The organism is Luteimonas sp. GW821-FHT14E02, assembly GCF_058803905.1.
The window spans coordinates 378,674-394,216 of record NZ_JBXAPK010000003.1; the positions used below are offsets into that span (position 1 = coordinate 378,674).

At 64.8% G+C, this 15,543-nt stretch carries 16 protein-coding genes; 11 read left to right on the forward strand and 5 right to left on the reverse strand.

Features of this window, described 5'->3' with window-relative positions; genetic code table 11:
* Positions 1-43: 43 nt before the first annotated feature.
* Together rpsA and cmk are read right to left on the reverse strand one after the other, a co-directional pair.
* On the reverse strand, positions 44-1,732 hold the full coding sequence (gene rpsA / locus AC1RNP_RS07330; protein ID WP_493050602.1) for a 30S ribosomal protein S1: 1,689 nt from the start codon (positions 1,730-1,732) through the stop codon (positions 44-46).
* 260 nt (positions 1,733-1,992) lie between these two features.
* A complete protein-coding gene (cmk, locus tag AC1RNP_RS07335; protein WP_493050603.1) occupies positions 1,993-2,682 on the reverse strand; it encodes a (d)CMP kinase in 690 nt (229 codons plus the stop codon).
* Between the two features lie 146 nt (positions 2,683-2,828).
* Here cmk and ykgO point away from each other — a divergent pair, with 146 nt between their 5' ends.
* From ykgO to AC1RNP_RS07375, 8 genes are all read left to right on the forward strand, one after another.
* The gene (gene ykgO / locus AC1RNP_RS07340) at positions 2,829-2,954 is read left to right on the forward strand and encodes a type B 50S ribosomal protein L36 (RefSeq protein ID WP_010342887.1); all 126 of its coding nucleotides are present in this window, start codon (positions 2,829-2,831) and stop codon (positions 2,952-2,954) included.
* A gap of 239 nt (positions 2,955-3,193) precedes the next feature.
* Positions 3,194-3,526 (forward strand): hypothetical protein, encoded by a 333-nt coding sequence (locus AC1RNP_RS07345; protein WP_493050677.1) that lies wholly within the window; start codon positions 3,194-3,196, stop codon positions 3,524-3,526.
* 194 nt (positions 3,527-3,720) lie between these two features.
* The gene (locus tag AC1RNP_RS07350) at positions 3,721-4,782 is read left to right on the forward strand and encodes an agmatine deiminase family protein (protein ID WP_493050604.1); all 1,062 of its coding nucleotides are present in this window, start codon (positions 3,721-3,723) and stop codon (positions 4,780-4,782) included.
* A 165-nt stretch (positions 4,783-4,947) separates the two neighbouring features.
* The gene (locus AC1RNP_RS07355; protein WP_493050605.1) at positions 4,948-5,850 is read left to right on the forward strand and encodes a carbon-nitrogen hydrolase; all 903 of its coding nucleotides are present in this window, start codon (positions 4,948-4,950) and stop codon (positions 5,848-5,850) included.
* Between the two features lie 4 nt (positions 5,851-5,854).
* Positions 5,855-6,457, forward strand: coding sequence for a GNAT family N-acetyltransferase (locus tag AC1RNP_RS07360; protein WP_493050606.1), 603 nt, complete (start codon positions 5,855-5,857; stop codon positions 6,455-6,457).
* A gap of 289 nt (positions 6,458-6,746) precedes the next feature.
* Positions 6,747-7,370: a TetR/AcrR family transcriptional regulator gene (locus AC1RNP_RS07365; protein WP_493050607.1), complete on the forward strand. Its 624-nt coding sequence runs from the start codon at positions 6,747-6,749 to the stop codon at positions 7,368-7,370.
* Between the two features lie 190 nt (positions 7,371-7,560).
* The gene (locus AC1RNP_RS07370; protein ID WP_493050608.1) at positions 7,561-8,484 is read left to right on the forward strand and encodes an alpha/beta hydrolase; all 924 of its coding nucleotides are present in this window, start codon (positions 7,561-7,563) and stop codon (positions 8,482-8,484) included.
* A gap of 244 nt (positions 8,485-8,728) precedes the next feature.
* Positions 8,729-9,982: a TraB/GumN family protein gene (locus AC1RNP_RS07375; RefSeq protein WP_493050678.1), complete on the forward strand. Its 1,254-nt coding sequence runs from the start codon at positions 8,729-8,731 to the stop codon at positions 9,980-9,982.
* Between the two features lie 29 nt (positions 9,983-10,011).
* On the opposite strand, the gene AC1RNP_RS07380 is transcribed toward AC1RNP_RS07375, so the two are convergent.
* Positions 10,012-10,431, reverse strand: coding sequence for an MAPEG family protein (locus tag AC1RNP_RS07380; protein ID WP_493050609.1), 420 nt, complete (start codon positions 10,429-10,431; stop codon positions 10,012-10,014).
* Between the two features lie 80 nt (positions 10,432-10,511).
* Positions 10,512-10,985, reverse strand: coding sequence for a redox-sensitive transcriptional activator SoxR (soxR, locus tag AC1RNP_RS07385; protein WP_493050610.1), 474 nt, complete (start codon positions 10,983-10,985; stop codon positions 10,512-10,514).
* A 100-nt stretch (positions 10,986-11,085) separates the two neighbouring features.
* On the opposite strand from soxR, the gene AC1RNP_RS07390 reads away from it, so the two are divergent.
* From AC1RNP_RS07390 to AC1RNP_RS07400, 3 genes are read left to right on the forward strand one after another with little or no spacing between them, the layout of a single operon-like run.
* The gene (locus tag AC1RNP_RS07390) at positions 11,086-11,631 is read left to right on the forward strand and encodes an NADPH-dependent FMN reductase (protein ID WP_493050611.1); all 546 of its coding nucleotides are present in this window, start codon (positions 11,086-11,088) and stop codon (positions 11,629-11,631) included.
* Between the two features lie 45 nt (positions 11,632-11,676).
* Positions 11,677-11,913, forward strand: coding sequence for a hypothetical protein (locus AC1RNP_RS07395; protein WP_493050612.1), 237 nt, complete (start codon positions 11,677-11,679; stop codon positions 11,911-11,913).
* A complete protein-coding gene (locus tag AC1RNP_RS07400; protein WP_493050613.1) occupies positions 11,910-12,317 on the forward strand; it encodes an antibiotic biosynthesis monooxygenase family protein in 408 nt (135 codons plus the stop codon). The genes AC1RNP_RS07395 and AC1RNP_RS07400 overlap by 4 nt, the downstream gene beginning before the upstream one ends.
* 3 nt (positions 12,318-12,320) lie before the next feature.
* Here AC1RNP_RS07400 and AC1RNP_RS07405 read toward each other — a convergent pair whose 3' ends face one another.
* Complete coding sequence (locus tag AC1RNP_RS07405; protein ID WP_493050614.1) at positions 12,321-15,410, reverse strand: efflux RND transporter permease subunit; 3,090 nt, start codon at positions 15,408-15,410, stop codon at positions 12,321-12,323.
* Between the last annotated feature and the right edge of the window lie 133 nt (positions 15,411-15,543).

Genomic DNA, 15,543 nt, shown 5'->3' on the forward strand with positions numbered 1-15,543 from the left:
CCGGCCGAAGCCGGGCCGCCATGTTTCTTTCACTAGCTCGTGCTTACTCGGACTTGTTTCCGAGCTGCTCACGCAACAGCGCGCCGAGCTTGGTGGTGCCGCTGGAGGCATCCGACGTGGCCTTGTTGTACTCGGCCAGGGTCTCGGCCGTGTCGGCCTCGTCCTTGGCGCGAATCGACAACTGCAGCGTGCGGCCCTTGCGATCCATGCCGGTGAACTTGGCTTCGATCTTGTCGCCGACCTTCAAGAAGTGGCTGGCGTCCTCGACGCGCTCCTCGGACACATCGCGCGCAGCGACGTAACCTTCCACGCCATCGGCGAGCTCGATCGTCGCGCCCTTGGCGTCGACTTCCTTGACCGTGCCGGTGACCTTGGAGCCGCGCGGATAGTTCGCCATGAACTGGCCGAACGGATCCTGCTCCAGCTGCTTCACGCCCAGGCTGATGCGCTCGCGTTCCGGATCGACCGCCAGCACGACGGCCTCCAGCGTGTCGCCCTTCTTGAGGTTGCGGGCCACGTCTTCGCCGGTGGAGTTCCAGCTCATGTCGGAGAGGTGGATCAGGCCGTCGATGCCGCCGTCCAGGCCGATGAAGATGCCGAAGTCGGTGATCGACTTGATCTGACCGGACACCTTGTCGCCCTTCTTGTGGATCGCGGCGAAGGTCTCCCACGGATTGCTGGTGACCTGCTTGATGCCGAGCGAAATGCGGCGACGCTCTTCATCCACGTCCAGCACCATGACCTGGACCTCGTCACCGACCTGCACCACCTTGGACGGGTTGACGTTCTTGTTGGTCCAGTCCATCTCGGAGACGTGCACCAGGCCTTCCACGCCGGGCTCGATCTCGACGAACGCGCCGTAATCGGTGACGTTGCTGACCTTGCCGAACACGCGGGTGTTGGCCGGGTAGCGACGGGCGATGTTGTCCCACGGATCCTCGCCCAGCTGCTTCAGGCCGAGGCTGACGCGGTTGCGCTCGCGGTCGTACTTGAGCACGCGGACGTCGAGTTCCTGGCCGACTTCCACCACTTCGGACGGATGGCGCACGCGCTTCCACGCCATGTCGGTGATGTGCAGCAGGCCGTCGATGCCGCCGAGGTCGACGAACGCACCGTAATCGGTGAGGTTCTTGACCACGCCCTTGAGCTTGGCGCCTTCGACCAGCTTCTCGAGCAGCTGCTCGCGCTCTTCCGAATGCTCGGTTTCGACCACGGCGCGGCGCGAGACCACGACGTTGTTGCGCTTCTGGTCGAGCTTGATGATCTTGAACTCGAGTTCCTTGCCTTCCAGGTACACCGGATCGCGCACCGGACGCACGTCCACCAGCGAACCCGGCAGGAACGCGCGCACGTCGCGGATGTCGACGGTGAAACCGCCCTTGACCTTGCCGCTGATGCGGCCGGTGATGGTTTCGTTCTTGTCCAGGGCTTCCTTGAGCTCGTCCCAGACCATGGCGCGCTTTGCCTTCTCGCGCGACAGCACGGTCTCGCCGAAGCCGTTTTCCAGGGAGTCCAGCGCCACCTTGACGATGTCGCCCTCGGCGACGTCGATCTCGCCGGCGTCGTTACGGAACTGCTCGATCGGCACGATGCCTTCGGACTTCAGGCCGGCGTTGATGACGACCACGTCGGTACGGACCTGGACAACGGTACCGGTGACGATGGCGCCGGGCTTGAGCTTGGCCAGGTTGGTCTGGCTCTGTTCGAACAGTTCTGCGAATGATTCGGTCATTTGAAAATATCTCGGTTGATGACACAGATCGGTAAAGGCTGCTGCGGAAGAATCCGCATTCACCACTCCGATCCACCCGTTGATTGGCCGTCGCGGGATTGCGTATGGCCGTGAGTGTTGTGGGTTGAAAGGAAAATCCGCACGGCTCGCGCCATGCGGGGCTCGTTTCTGCCGCGCGTGAATCCCCAGTGCTGAAGTTCGTCGCCCACGCTTCCCTTCATCGGAACGAGAGAGACGACGTGGCCACGATCACACTTCCATCACACCTTGACCAGTCCCAGCACTTGCTCGATAACGGCCTGGATGCCGAGACCGGTGGTGTCGATGCGGACGGCGTCTTCGGCCGGTCGCAATGGCGCCACCGCGCGACTGGCATCGCGGGCATCGCGGGCGAGAATCTCGCGCAGCAGACCGTCCAATGTAACCGAAACCCCCTTGTCTTTCAACTGTTTATAGCGTCTTTCCGCCCTTTCCTCTGCACTGGCGGTGAGAAAGACCTTGAACGGCGCATCGGGGAAGATGACGGTGCCCATGTCGCGCCCGTCGGCCACCAGGCCCGGCGGACGGCGGAAGGCGCGCTGGCGGTCCTTCAGGGCGGCGCGGACCTCCGGGATGGCGGCGATGGCCGAGGCGGCGGCGCCGGCGGTCTCGGTCCGCAGCTCGTCGGTGGCGTCGTGGCCGTTGATCAGCACCCGCAGTTCGCCGTCGGGGTCGTCGCGGAAGCCGATTTCGGTGTCGAAGGTGCAGCGGACCAGGGCACCGGCGTCGTCAAGGTCGAGATCGGCCCAGCCCGCCGCCACTCCCACCGCCCGGTACAGGGCGCCCGAATCCAGGTAATGCCACCCCAATCGCTGGGCGACCGCGCGGCTGATGGTGCCCTTGCCCGAACCGGACGGGCCGTCGATGGTCAGCACGGGCGGCGGCGGCAATCCAATAGTGTCTGCGGTCATCGTTTCGCCCCGGTGGTTTGGACCATTGTAGCCGGGCCGCGCGACTTGCCCATGCAAGCGCTTGAATCGCGTAGAGATTACCGGCTAGAATAGCGGGCTTGATTTGTCCCAACCCTGATTTCCAACACCGTTTCTGAGGCTCTGTCATGAAGGTCCTGTCCTCCCTGAAATCGGCGAAGGCCCGTCACCGCGACTGCAAAGTCGTCCGTCGCCGTGGCAAGGTCTTCGTGATCTGCAAGTCCAACCCGCGTTTCAAGGCGCGTCAGCGCTGAGGATTTCTCCCCGGCTCTGCCGAGGGAAAACGCGAGATGCGAAAAGGCCGCGGAAACGCGGCCTTTTTGTTTGCCCCCCGAAATTTCTTGTCCCATCTCCCCTGCCACCGGATCGAGGAACGACACGGCGCGTGACAACGCGCACACCCTCGCCTCGCGGCATGTGTCGCCGTCGCGCCGATCTGCTACAAGGCAGACGCGAATCCATCCGTCTCGACCAGGGGAGTCCGGTCATGTCGTTGCGCTTGCCGTCGTTTGCCTTGCTTTCCGCTCCGCTGCTGCTCGCGCTCGCGGGGGCCGCGTCCGCGGACGTGCTACTCGTGAATCGCGTCAAACAGGAGCAGCAGCTGCAGCTGCCCGCCCGCGGCACCAGCATGGCCGCGGTCCAGTCCCGCTTTGGCGCGCCGAGCGAGAAGCTCGAGCCGCGCGGCGGCCAGAAGCGGCAGTGGCCGACGATCCAGCGCTGGAAGTACCCGACCTTCACGGTCTACTTCGAGAACAGCCACGTCATCGATGCGGTCGCCAACCAAGCGTCGCCGAACGAGACCGGCCCCAAGCCCGCGATCCGCTGATCGCAAACCAGCACGCAACACCGTGCCGCTTACGCGGCACGGCAATGGCGCCGTGCCTGCACGAAAGACAACACATTCGCGCCGGCAGCGCACTCGCGCCCTGACTTTTCATAGAATTGCGGCCCTCACTTGAAGAGTCGACGCATCCGGCCGCACTGGCGTGGCCCGGCGCACGAACGGCCACCGGAATCCCCATGACCTCATCGAAACTGCGCTTCCCCGCGGAGTGGGAACCTCAATCCGCGGTGCTGATCGCGTGGCCGCACGCGGGCACCGACTGGGCCGAACGCCTGGGCGAGGTCGAGGAGACCTACATCGCGCTGGTCGCGGCGATCACCCGCTTCCAGGACGTGCTGATCTGCGTCGCCGATGACGACATCGAGGCCTACGCGCGGGCGCGGCTGTCCTCGGCGCGGATCGACATGGCCCGCGTTACTTTCCTGCCGGTCGAGTACGACGACACCTGGCTGCGCGATTCCGGCCCGATCACGTTGCGCGAGGGCGGCGGCTTCCGCCTGCTCGATTTCCGCTTCACGGGCTGGGGCGGCAAGTTCGAGGCCAGCCGGGATGATCTGCTGATACAGCGGCTTACCGAAGCTGGAACCTTTCTCAACAGTTCTCGGCAAAATATTGATTTTGCTTTGGAAGGCGGCGCGATCGATACCGACGGTGCCGGCACACTGCTGAGCACCTGGCAATGCCTGCACGAACGCCATCCCGAAGCCTCACGCGAAGCGCTGACCCGCAAGCTGTCCGACTGGCTGGCGCAGGATCGCGTGCTCTGGCTCGACCACGGCTACCTGGAAGGCGACGACACCGACGCCCACATCGACACCCTCGCCCGCTTCGCCGCGCCGGATGCGATCGTGTTCCAGGCCTGCGACGACCCGACCGATTCGCATTACGCCGAATTGCAGGCCATGGCCGCCGAGATCGCCGCGCTGCGCACTGTCGATGGCAAACCCTACCGCCTGTTCCCGCTGCCGTGGGCACAACCGGTCATCGACGAGGACGCCGAAGGAAAAACCCGGCGCCTGGCGGCTAGTTACGCCAACTTCCTCATCATCGATGGAGCAGTGCTGATGCCCGCCTACGGCAACACGACCGAGACAAGCCGCACCGATGCCGCGGCCGCCGACGTACTGCGCCAGGCGTTCCCGGATCGCGAAATCGTGCAGGTCCCCTGCCGTCCGCTGATCTGGCAGAACGGAAGCCTGCATTGCATCACCATGCAGTTGCCAGCTGGCCTGGTGTGAACAACAGGAATCTGTCCGTCATTCCGGCGAAAGCCGGAATCCAACGTTTCGTACCGTCTCCAGCCCTTGCCCGAACGAGCCAAAACTGGATTCCGGCTTTCGCCGGAATGACGAGCCATAGCTTCCCACCACTACAATCACCCGTATTCGTACCCCCGACTCGCCATGAAGAAGACCACCCTGCCCGTCGCCCTGATCCAGGAGCGCAACCACGGCGATGCCGAGGCCAATCTCGCCGTCATCGAGCAGCGCGTGGCCGAAGCCGCCGCGCAGGGCGCGAAGCTGGTGCTGCTGCAGGAACTGCACAACGGTGCCTACTTCTGCCAGCACGAGTCGGTGCAGGAATTCGACCGCGCCGAACCGATCCCCGGCCCCAGCACCGAACGGCTGAGCAAGCTGGCGAAGCAGCACCGCATCGTGCTGGTCAGCTCCCTGTTCGAGCGCCGCGCGGCGGGCCTGTACCACAACACGGCGGTGGTCTTCGACGCCGACGGCAGCATGGCCGGCAAGTACCGCAAGATGCACATCCCGGACGATCCGGGCTTCTACGAGAAGTTCTACTTCACGCCCGGTGATCTCGGTTTCACCCCGATCGACACCTCGGTCGGCCGTCTCGGCGTGCTGGTGTGCTGGGATCAGTGGTATCCGGAAGGCGCGCGATTGATGGCGCTGGCCGGCGCGGAACTGCTGCTGTATCCCACCGCCATCGGCTGGGACCCCGACGATGCGCAGGACGAGAAGGACCGCCAGCGCGACGCCTGGGTGCTGAGCCATCGCGGCCACGCCGTCGCCAACGGCCTGCCGGTGCTGTCCTGCAATCGCGTGGGGCATGAGCCGTCGCCCATCGCTTCTGACAAGCACGTTGGTGCTTCCGGCATCCAGTTCTGGGGGAACAGCCACGTGCTCGGGCCGCAAGGCGAATTCCTCGCCGAGGCCGGCACCGATCCGACCATCCTGCTGTGCGAAGTCGATCTCGGCCGCAGCGAGCATGTGCGTCGCATCTGGCCGTTCCTGCGCGACCGCCGCATCGACGCCTACGACGATCTGCTCAAGCGGTACCGTGACTAACAACATGCCGACGACCCGCATGTCGACGACGGCAGCTTTCTCCGACCAGCTGCGGCTGCGCTCGGCGGTCGAAGACGATTTGCCAGCGATCACCGCCCTGTACGCCCGCGAGGTGCGCGAAAACGTCGCCACCTACGAATACGACGAACCCGACGAGACCGAGATGCGCCGCCGCTGGCGCGCGATCGTCGACCAGGGCTATCCCTACCTCGTCGCCGAGATCGACGACGGCTCCAATGGGTCTGTTTTCGCCGGCTATGCCTACGCCAGCAGCTACCGCACGCGCATCGGCTACCGCTGGACCGTCGAGGACACCGTCTATGTCGCCCACGACCTCCATGGCCGCGGCGTCGGCCGCGCGCTATTGCAGCGACTGATCGACGATTGCACGGCGCTCGGGTTCCGGCAGATGGTCGCGGTGATCGGCGACGGCAGCAATGTCGCCTCGGTGGTGCTGCACGAGCGCCTGGGGTTCAGCGTCACCGGCGTGTTCCGTGGCATTGGGCGCAAGCACGGGCGCTGGCTGGACACAGTGCAGATGCTACGGCCGCTCGGGAATGGCGATCAGGACCAGACTCCCGATCCGAACGTTCCCGGATTGACTTAGAGCGGTCAGCAAAACGCCGTCATCCCGGCGAAAGCCGGGATCCAGCTTTTTTCTTGAAGAAAATCGTGTTGGCAACGAAAGACTGGATCCCGGCTTTCGCCGGGATGACGGGCTTAGGCGTGAGTATCAGGCGCTGAATGAATTTCTTGCATTACTTAAAATATCAACCGCATTCTCAATATTTTAATTTCTAATCAAATAGATAAATACAATTTTTAATCTTTAATAGTAGAAATATTCAACCGACAAACGGCCACGCAAGAACGAACGATCGTGCTAATCTCTTCGTATGCCTGTCCTTGCCGCCACCCAGAAAGGCGCCACCACCCGCGAAACGATCATCGATCGCGCCTACGACATCGCCTGTGATTCGGGCCTGGAAGGACTGTCGATCGGCCCCCTCGCCCAGGCGGTGGGCATGTCCAAGAGCGGCGTCTTCGCCCACTTCGGTTCACGCGAGGATCTGCAGCTGGCCGTCCTCGACGTGGCGGTGGAACGCTTCACCACCCATGTCCTGATGCCGGCGCTGAAGGCGCCGCGCGGCTTGCAGCGCCTGCGCGCCATCCTGCTCCACTGGTTCGATTGGGTCCGGCACGTCAACCATCGCGGCGGCTGCGTGTTCGCGGCGGCGGCGATCGAATACGACGACCGCCCCGGCCCCTTGCGTGACCGCCTGCTGCAGCACGACAACCTGTGGCGGGCGCAACTCGCCCGGGCCGTGCAAATGGCCGTCGACAGCGGCGAGCTGCGCGCCGACACAGATCCCACGCAAATGGCTTTCGAGCTCTTCGGACTGGCCCTCGCCGTCCATCACGACGCCGGGCTGACCGGCGCCGCCCCCGCCGTCGACAGGGGCAAGCGCGGTCTCGACCGCCTCATCGACGCGTACCGCTCTCCCGACCTGCTCTCCTGACCCCACGCCAAGGAGTTCCGCCATGCAAGTTGCTGTCGATAAAAATAGCACGACCGTTCGTAATATTTCCAATGTACCCAAATCGGCGAATGCGTCGTCCCCCGTCGAAGCCACAGCCCCCACCCGCCAGCGCGCGACGATCTCCCAGCCAAGCCGCCCCAATCTCCGCCTGCGGCTGATGCGCGCGGGCATGCGGACGTTGAGCGTCCTGGCGCCGTCACTGGCGGTGCGCGCGGTCGATCGCCTCTGGTTCACGCCGATCCACGCACCGCTGCGGCCGGAAGCCAGGACCTTCCTGCAAAGTGGCGAGCCCCTGCACTTCCAGGTCCGCGGTCGCGACGTCGCGGGCTGGACCTGGGGGGAAGGCCCCACCGTCCTGCTGCTGCACGGCTGGGGTGGCCATTCCGGGCAGATGCAATCGCTGGCGATGGCGGTGGTTGCCGCGGGATATCGCGCCGTCGCCATCGACGGCCCCGGACATGGCGCATCACAAACCAGCCACCCCGGCGACCGCAGGTCGAGCTTCATCGAGGTCGCGCAGGCCATCCGCGAAACCGCCAGCGCGCTGGTGAGCCGCTTCGGCCCCATCGCCGGCCTGATCGCGCATTCCGGCGGTTGCGCCGCCGTCGCCCTGGCGATCCGCGAAGGCTGGCGGCCGCCATCGCGGATGGTCTTCCTCGCGCCCTTCGTGCATCCCGAGGCCTCGATCGTGCCATTCGGGCGCATGATCGGCGCCAGCCCGCGCGTGATGGCGGACTTCTCCCGCCAGGTCGAACGCCGTTTCGGCCGCGCCTGGGCCGAATTCGACGTCGCCGCGCTACCCAGCGCGCGTCCGGTACCACCGCTGCTGATCATCCACGACCGCGACGACGCCGAAGTGCCCTACACGGGCAGCCAGGACCTCGCCGCCGCATGGCCGCAGGCGCGGCTGATGACCACCACGGAATTCGGCCATCGCCGGCTGCTGCGCGAGGAAACCGTGGTCGCGCAGGCGGTCGCTTTCGTGACCCAGACGACACCGGTACTGATGAGAACCGCGGAACCACACCGCTCCACGCCCGCGGACGCGCGCGACGAACTCGACCGGGATTTCGACACCGCCGGGATTTGCTGAATTCCCCCGCCCGCATGTCCGCCCGCCGCGCGAGCGGGCACGGACCATCCCGGAAAATTCCGCTACCATGCCGCGACGGCGCCGAGAGGCGCCGTCGGTTTTCATACGCGGACGAAGGAGCACGCTGCAAGACGGCGAACTTCCGCCCCGCGACGGATGGCGACAGGAACTCGGCCCCGGTCTCGCCACTCCTACGCACTCGCCGATTCATCGAAGGACGCTGCATTTGCAAACCACCGCTCCAATCGCCCCCGCCCCCGCTCCCCAGGCCAGTTGGCAGGACCAGCCGCATGCCATCGTCGAACGCGACGGCGTCCGCTACACCCTGCTCGGCACCGCGCATGTTTCGAAGGAAAGCGTTGCCGCCGTGCGTGCGGCGATCGCCGGAGGCGATCCGAATGGCGTGTCTGCCGATGGGGAGCCGGAAAGCGTGCCCTTCGACGCAGTCGCCGTGGAACTCGATGCGCAACGCCTGCAGGCGCTGAGCGATCCGGATGCGCTGGCCAAGCTCGATCTGGTCAAGGTGATCCGCGAAGGCAAGGCGGCCCTGTTCGCCGCCAATCTCGGCCTGGCCGCCTATCAGCGCCGCCTGGCCGAACAGCTCGGCATCGAACCGGGCGCCGAACTGAAAGCCGCCGCCTTCGACGCGCGCGAACGCGGCTTGCCCATGCACCTGATCGACCGTGACGTCGGCATCACCTTCAAGCGCATCTCCGCCAAGCTCGGCTTCTGGGGACGCATCAAGCTCGGCAGTGGCCTGGTAGCCGGACTGTTTGTCGACGAGGAAGTCGGTGAGCAGGAAATCGAGAAGCTCAAACAGGGCGACATGCTCGAATCGAGCTTCGGCGAATTCGCCAAGGAAAGCCCGGCCCTGTACTCGACGCTGATCGACGAGCGCGACCAGTACATGGCCGCGCGCCTGCGCCAGAGCGCGGGCGAATCACGCAACGTGCTGGCCGTGGTCGGCGCGGGACATCTGCAGGGACTGGCGCGCTATCTGCGCGAGGATGTGCGCGATCCGGCGGCGCTGTGCACCGAACTCGAATTCGTGCGCAAGAAACGCAAGATTCCGTGGATCACGCTGATCATCACGGCGCTGGTGCTCGGCGGCATCGCCTGGGGCTTCTGGCGCGGCGGCTTCAACGTCGGCGCCGACCTGTTGCTGCAATGGGTGCTGTTCATGTCGGGTGGCGCGGCCATCGGCTGCATCGCGGCGCGCGGCCATCCGCTCGGCATCCTGGTCGCGGCGCTGACAGCGCCGCTGAAACCGTTCCGGCCGGGCATTCCGCCGGGCATGCTCAGCGCGCTGATCGAAGCGCATTTCCGCAAGCCGGCCTATGGTGACTTCCTCGCCCTGCGCGACGACGCGCAGACAGTGCGCGGCTGGTATCGCAACCGCGTCTCGCGCGTGGTGCTGAACTTCATGCTCACCAATCTCGGCAGCGGCATTGGTTTCTGGCTCGCCGGTGCGCGGATCTTCGGCAAGCTGTTCCACTGAGAATAACCGGCGAAACCTCGGGAAGCAGTTCATTTCCCCAGATCGATGGCCAGCAGCAGCCAGAGCACTACCAGAACGACGTTGCTCAAGGCAAAGAACACGAGGCGATGCACGACCTTGTTGTACGTCAGGTGTATCAGGCTGTGCACTGATCGCAAGGCGACATAGGCCCATGCCAACCCCGTCGCAACAGGCGTGGTGGTTTGTGTCACGAAGATGATCACGCACGCCACGTAAAACAGCGCGGGAATCTCCAGCAGGTTCATGTAGTTCCGGTTAGGGATGCAGACCGCAGGTGGAACGCTTGGGGATTCCCCCAACTTGAAATCGTCGGTGACGACCTGCTTGAGGATCACGGCCTTGAAGCGCTGATACGGGATCAGCAGCAGCACGACGAAAGTCAGCGCCGCCATGGCGATGACGGGATGCAGGATCGCGATCTGATTCATTTCATGGTCCTCTCGAGTACCGGCAAGGAATGAGGCAGCAGCGAAGCGACGTCGGTTCGAATGCGTTGCGGATTACATGCTCAATCCTCGGGATCCAGCAGCCGCGGCCCCGGCCCTTCCTTCGACAGTTTGTCGAGCGGATTGCGCAGCGGACATTCCTTGAGCGTCAGACAACCGCAACCGATGCAGCCGTCGAGCTGATCGCGCAAATGCGTCAGGCGCGCGATGCGATCGTCCAGATCGGCCTTCCATCGCGCCGATAGCTTTCGCCAGTCCGACGCAGTCGGCACGCGGTTCTGCGGCAGGCTGTCCAGGGCCTCCCGGATCGTGCCCAGCGGAATCCCCAGCCGCTGTGCGGCCTTGATCACCGCCACGCGACGCAGCGTTTCACGCTTGTAACGACGCTGGTTTCCGGCGCTGCGCCAGCTCTGGATCAAGCCCTTGGTCTCGTAGAAATGCAGCGCGGAAACCGCGACTCCGCTGCGTTCGGCCAACTCCCCCACGCTCAGTTCGATGTGCATGCCTTTCGGCAGCGGCGGCGGCGATCCGTTCATGGCGGCCCCTTGACCTGAAGTTAAGTTGAGGTTTTACGCTTCCCGCGAACCATCCGCAACCCGGACCACTCCCTCCTACACCGCCCCGCCGGAGACATCGATGCCGCAAGACAAGATCCGCCTCGCCCTCATCCTCGGCAGCACGCGCGAAGGTCGCTTCTGCGACACCGTGGCGCGCTGGGTCGAGGCGAGGATCGAAGACTACGGCGGATTCGCCGTCGACATCATCGACCCCGCGCGCGAGGACCAGGCGCATGCGATCGCCGTGCGGCTGCAAGCGGCCGATGCGTTCGTGATCGTCACGCCCGAATACAACCACGGCTATCCGGCACCGTTGAAAGCGCTGATCGACACCGTCGGACAGCCGTGGCAGGCGAAGCCGGTGGCATTCGTCAGCTATGGCGGCATGTCGGGCGGTTTGCGCGCGGTCGAACAGTTGCGGCAGGTCTTCGCCGAACTGCACGCCGTCACCATGCGCGATGGCGTCTGCTTCGCCAACGCCTGGCGACTGTTCGACGGCAACGGTGCGCTGCACGACCCGGAAGCATCGCAAGCCGCAATGCGCACGCTGCTGGCGCGTTTGTGCTGGTGGTCGCTGGCGTTGCGTCACGCACGCCATGCCACGCCTTACGCGGATGCCGCATGACATCGGCGGCGTCCCCGTCCGATATCGAAACAAAGGAGCCGCTCCATGATCCATCCCAACCTCATCCGCGACGTCGCGATCACATTGGACAGGGCGCCGTTCGATTGCCTGATGTCCGGCAGGCAAAGAGCGCCGATCGGAGATCAGCCCTGGCTCGAAGTCCTGATGGGCATCCTCGCGCTGGGGACGCCGCTGTTCCTGCGCTCGAGCGAGAACGGCGAGACCCGGCTGGCCAGACTGCGCATCCGCGACGGCGAATTATTCCTGGAGACCACGACATGATCGAAGACGATGGCGAAACCGACGAAATCCCCAGCGGCCCGGCGGTACTGATCGACACGTTCCTGCCGAAGCCGGGACGGCGCGAGGAATTCCTGAGATTGCAGATCGCCGAGACGCAGCGCCTGCGCCACGAAGCCGCCCGCTACGGCTGGCGCGGCAACCGCATCTACCGCTCGCACGACGGCGAGGCGGTCGTCGTCATCACCGCGTTCGATTCGGTGCAAGGGAAGACGGAATGGGCACGCAGCGAAGTCTTCGCCGCACACCTGCGCCGCCTCGACCCGTTGTTGGAGCACTCGCTCTCGCGCGCCTGCGAGCCGGTGGCCGGCACCGGCGATCTCGACGCGGAAGCGTCACCGCACACCGCGACGACGCAGGCATCCGCACAGCTACACCTGTCCTGATCCCTACTCCGCCTTGATCGCCGCCACCGCGGCTACCGGCGCGCCGCCACGCGCCCGCTTGAAGACGCGCGTGACGCCGTTGCTGAGATCGTCCAGCATCGCGTAGATGGTCGGCAGGAACAGCAGGCTCACCATCGTGGAGAACGCCAGCCCGCCCGCGATCGCACGCGCCATCGGGAAATAGGAAATCTCGTCGCTCTTGCCTTTCGCCAACGCGATCGGAACCATCGCCAGGATCGCGGTGCCCATCGTCATCAGGATCGGCCGCAACCGCTCCTTGCTGCCCGCCACCAGCGCTTCAGTGCGCATCATGCCTCGCCGGCGATGGTTGTTGATGTGCTCCACCATCACGATGCCGTTGTTCACCACCACGCCCATCAGCACCAGGATGCCGATGAAGGCCATGATGTTGAACTCGGTGCCGGTGATCCAGAACAGCCAGAACACGCCGAACACCGAAAACACCACGCCGCTCATGATCGCCGACGGGAACAGCAGCGATTCGAACACCGCCGCCATCACGATGTAGATCATGACCATGGCGATGAGCACGTTGAAGAACATCTGCTGCGTCATCTCGCTTTCGTCGAAGAAGTTCGCGCTCTGGAAGGTGTAGCTGTAGCCAGCCGGGAGCGCGACGCTCTTGAGCGTGTCTTCCATCGCCTTGCGCGCTTCCGGCATGGTGACCTTGTCGGGCAGTTGCGCCGTCAATGTCAACGTGGTCTGGCGGTTGAGGCGCTGGATCTCCGTCGAGGACGGCTTGACGTCAGTGTTCACCATCGACAGCAGCGGCACGCTGCGGCCGTCAGGCGCACGCACGGTGAACGCGGCAAGATCCTCCACCCGGAATTTCTCGGCGCCGGCGAAACGCACCCATACCGGCACCTCGGTGTCGCCACGGCGGAAATCCGGCAGCTTGGCGCCGCGCAGCGCCAGCCCGACGAAGGTCGATACCTGCTCGGCGCTGAAGCCGAACGCGGCCGCGCGATCGCGATCGACCTGCACGGACAGTTCGCTGTCCTGATCACCGGCGTTCACGCGGACGTCGCGCAGTTCCTTGCGGCGTTCCAGGATCGGCACCAGATCGACAGCCAGTTCGGCCAGGGTCTTGGTCGAATCACCGACCAGATGCACCTCGATACGCTGGCTTTGTGGACCGCCGCCGCCATCGTCCTGGTTGCCGACGACGACCGTGGCGCGCGCCGACTTCGGCACTTCCTTGCTGATCTGGTCGATGAAGGGCTTGAAGTCGCCCTTGTAGTTCTCATCGAAGGTGACGCGGGTACTGGCCTGCCCTTCCTCGCTGTACCAGGAATACACCTGGCTGATGTGGAAGCGCTTGCGGTTGGTCTCCAGAAAATGTTCGACGCGCAGGATCTCGTCGGACATCTGCTCCTTGGTGTAGCCGCCCTTCCACTGGTAGTTCACCCAGGTCTCGTTGCCCTGGTCGCCACCGAACATGTTCTTTTTCGTCCACATGATCGGCCCGACGCTGATCGCGACAATCAGCGCGATGCCGAGCAGGCTCCAGCCGCGATGCTCCAGCGTCCAGCGCAGCACACGCGCGTAACGCCCTTGCAGGCGATGGATCAGGCCGCTGGCCTGGTTGACCGCCGGCGGCGTCTTCAGCCGCGCGGAAATCATCGGGATCAGGCTGATCGCCACCAGCCATGACGCCAGCAGCGAGACCGAGATCGTCACCGCGATCTGCGACAGATACACCGCGAGCACATTGCGCTCGCCGAACAGCGTGGGCACGAACACGATGCAGTGGCACAGCGTGCCCGCCGACAGCGCGATCGCCACGTGCCGCGTGCCCAGGATCGAGGCCAGGCGCGGTTGTCCCGGCAATTTCTCGCGTTCCTGGTAGATGCTCTCCACCACCACGACGGCGTTGTCCACCAGCATGCCGACCGCGAGCAGCAGGCCCATCATCGACAGCACGTTCAAGGTGACACCGGCGAAGTACATGAAGCCGAGCGTCATCACGAAGCAGATCGGGATCGCCAGCGTCACCATCAGCGTCGACGGCCAGTGGCGCAGGAAGATGTAGAGCACGATCACCGACAGCAGCAGGCCGATGCCGCCCGCCTCGGCCAGTTCGGTCAGCGAGCTGGTGACGGATTTGCCCTGGTTGTCGAGGATCTTGGTCTGGATTCCGCGCATGGCCGGTTCCTGACGGATCTCGTCGACCTGCTCCAGCACGCGCCGCGACACCTCGACCAGGTTGGCGTTGCGTTCCTTGTAGACGTCGATGCCGACCGCGGGATGTCCGTCGAGGCGGCGCCCGTAATTCATGCGCTGCGGCTTCAGGCGCACGTCGGCGATGTCGCCCAGGCGCACGCCCTTTTCGTTGATGATCAGATCTCGCAGCTGTTGCAACTCGGTCAGCGTGCCGACCGGCTGCACGCGCAGGCGCCGGCCGCTGTCGTCGATCTCGCCCGCGGACACGGAGAAGTTCACCGTCTGCAATCGCTGCGTCAGATCGTTGAGCACGATGCCGTGCGCTTCCATGCGATCGGGATTGATGGCGATCTCGACTTCGTTCGGCGGCGCGCCGCTGATCTCGACGCGCGCCACGCCGGGGATGCGCTCGATGCGGCGCTTGAATTGGCGATCCAGCAGGTCGTAGGCGTCGGACAGATTCTGGCTGCCGCTGGCCAGTCGCACGCCGACCACGGGCCGGTCGCTGTTGTCCCAGTTGCCGACGATGTAGCGCTGCAGTTCCTCGGGCAGATCGTCGCGGATCGCATCGATGCGCTGCCGCGCTTCCGAGGCGGCGACGGCGACGTCGCGCTGCCAGTCGCTGAACATCACCATGATGTTGGCGCCGTCGGCGCGCGCGCTGCCCTGCGTGCTCTTGATGCCCGGCATGGTCGACAATGCTTCCTCGACCGGGCGCAGAATCATGCGCTCGACTTCCTCCGGCGTGGAGCCCGTGTACGGCAGCTGCACGAAGATCACCGGGAAGTTCGCTTCCGGCATCTCCTCCAGCGGCAGACGGAAGGCGGCGATCAGGCCGACCACCACCATCGACACAAAGAACATGATCGTGGTGACGGGGCGCTTGATGCTGAATTCGGCGATGCTCATGCGCGCATGCCCCGGCCTGTCCCTTCTCCCTCCGGGAGAAGGTGGCGCGAAGCGCCGGATGAGGGCGGGAGAATGACTTGCCCGAGAACGTCTCCGTGAGGTGGAATTGTCCCGCCCTCATCCGCCCCTGCGG

What these genes read in the sequence shown, in the direction of transcription:
- AC1RNP_RS07370 (WP_493050608.1), top strand. Translation starts at nt 7,561, where the DNA reads ATGCGGACGTTGAGCGTCCTGGCGCCGTCACTGGCGGTGCGCGCGGTC.
- ykgO (WP_010342887.1), top strand. Translation starts at nt 2,829, where the DNA reads ATGAAGGTCCTGTCCTCCCTGAAATCGGCGAAGGCCCGTCACCGCGAC.
- AC1RNP_RS07395 (WP_493050612.1), top strand. Translation starts at nt 11,677, where the DNA reads ATGATCCATCCCAACCTCATCCGCGACGTCGCGATCACATTGGACAGG.
- cmk (WP_493050603.1), bottom strand. Translation starts at nt 2,682, where the DNA reads ATGACCGCAGACACTATTGGATTGCCGCCGCCGCCCGTGCTGACCATC.
- AC1RNP_RS07355 (WP_493050605.1), top strand. Translation starts at nt 4,948, where the DNA reads ATGAAGAAGACCACCCTGCCCGTCGCCCTGATCCAGGAGCGCAACCAC.
- AC1RNP_RS07380 (WP_493050609.1), bottom strand. Translation starts at nt 10,431, where the DNA reads ATGAATCAGATCGCGATCCTGCATCCCGTCATCGCCATGGCGGCGCTG.
- AC1RNP_RS07350 (WP_493050604.1), top strand. Translation starts at nt 3,721, where the DNA reads ATGACCTCATCGAAACTGCGCTTCCCCGCGGAGTGGGAACCTCAATCC.
- rpsA (WP_493050602.1), bottom strand. Translation starts at nt 1,732, where the DNA reads ATGACCGAATCATTCGCAGAACTGTTCGAACAGAGCCAGACCAACCTG.
- AC1RNP_RS07390 (WP_493050611.1), top strand. Translation starts at nt 11,086, where the DNA reads ATGCCGCAAGACAAGATCCGCCTCGCCCTCATCCTCGGCAGCACGCGC.
- AC1RNP_RS07405 (WP_493050614.1), bottom strand. Translation starts at nt 15,410, where the DNA reads ATGAGCATCGCCGAATTCAGCATCAAGCGCCCCGTCACCACGATCATG.
- soxR (WP_493050610.1), bottom strand. Translation starts at nt 10,985, where the DNA reads ATGAACGGATCGCCGCCGCCGCTGCCGAAAGGCATGCACATCGAACTG.
- AC1RNP_RS07365 (WP_493050607.1), top strand. Translation starts at nt 6,747, where the DNA reads ATGCCTGTCCTTGCCGCCACCCAGAAAGGCGCCACCACCCGCGAAACG.
- AC1RNP_RS07360 (WP_493050606.1), top strand. Translation starts at nt 5,855, where the DNA reads ATGCCGACGACCCGCATGTCGACGACGGCAGCTTTCTCCGACCAGCTG.
- AC1RNP_RS07400 (WP_493050613.1), top strand. Translation starts at nt 11,910, where the DNA reads ATGATCGAAGACGATGGCGAAACCGACGAAATCCCCAGCGGCCCGGCG.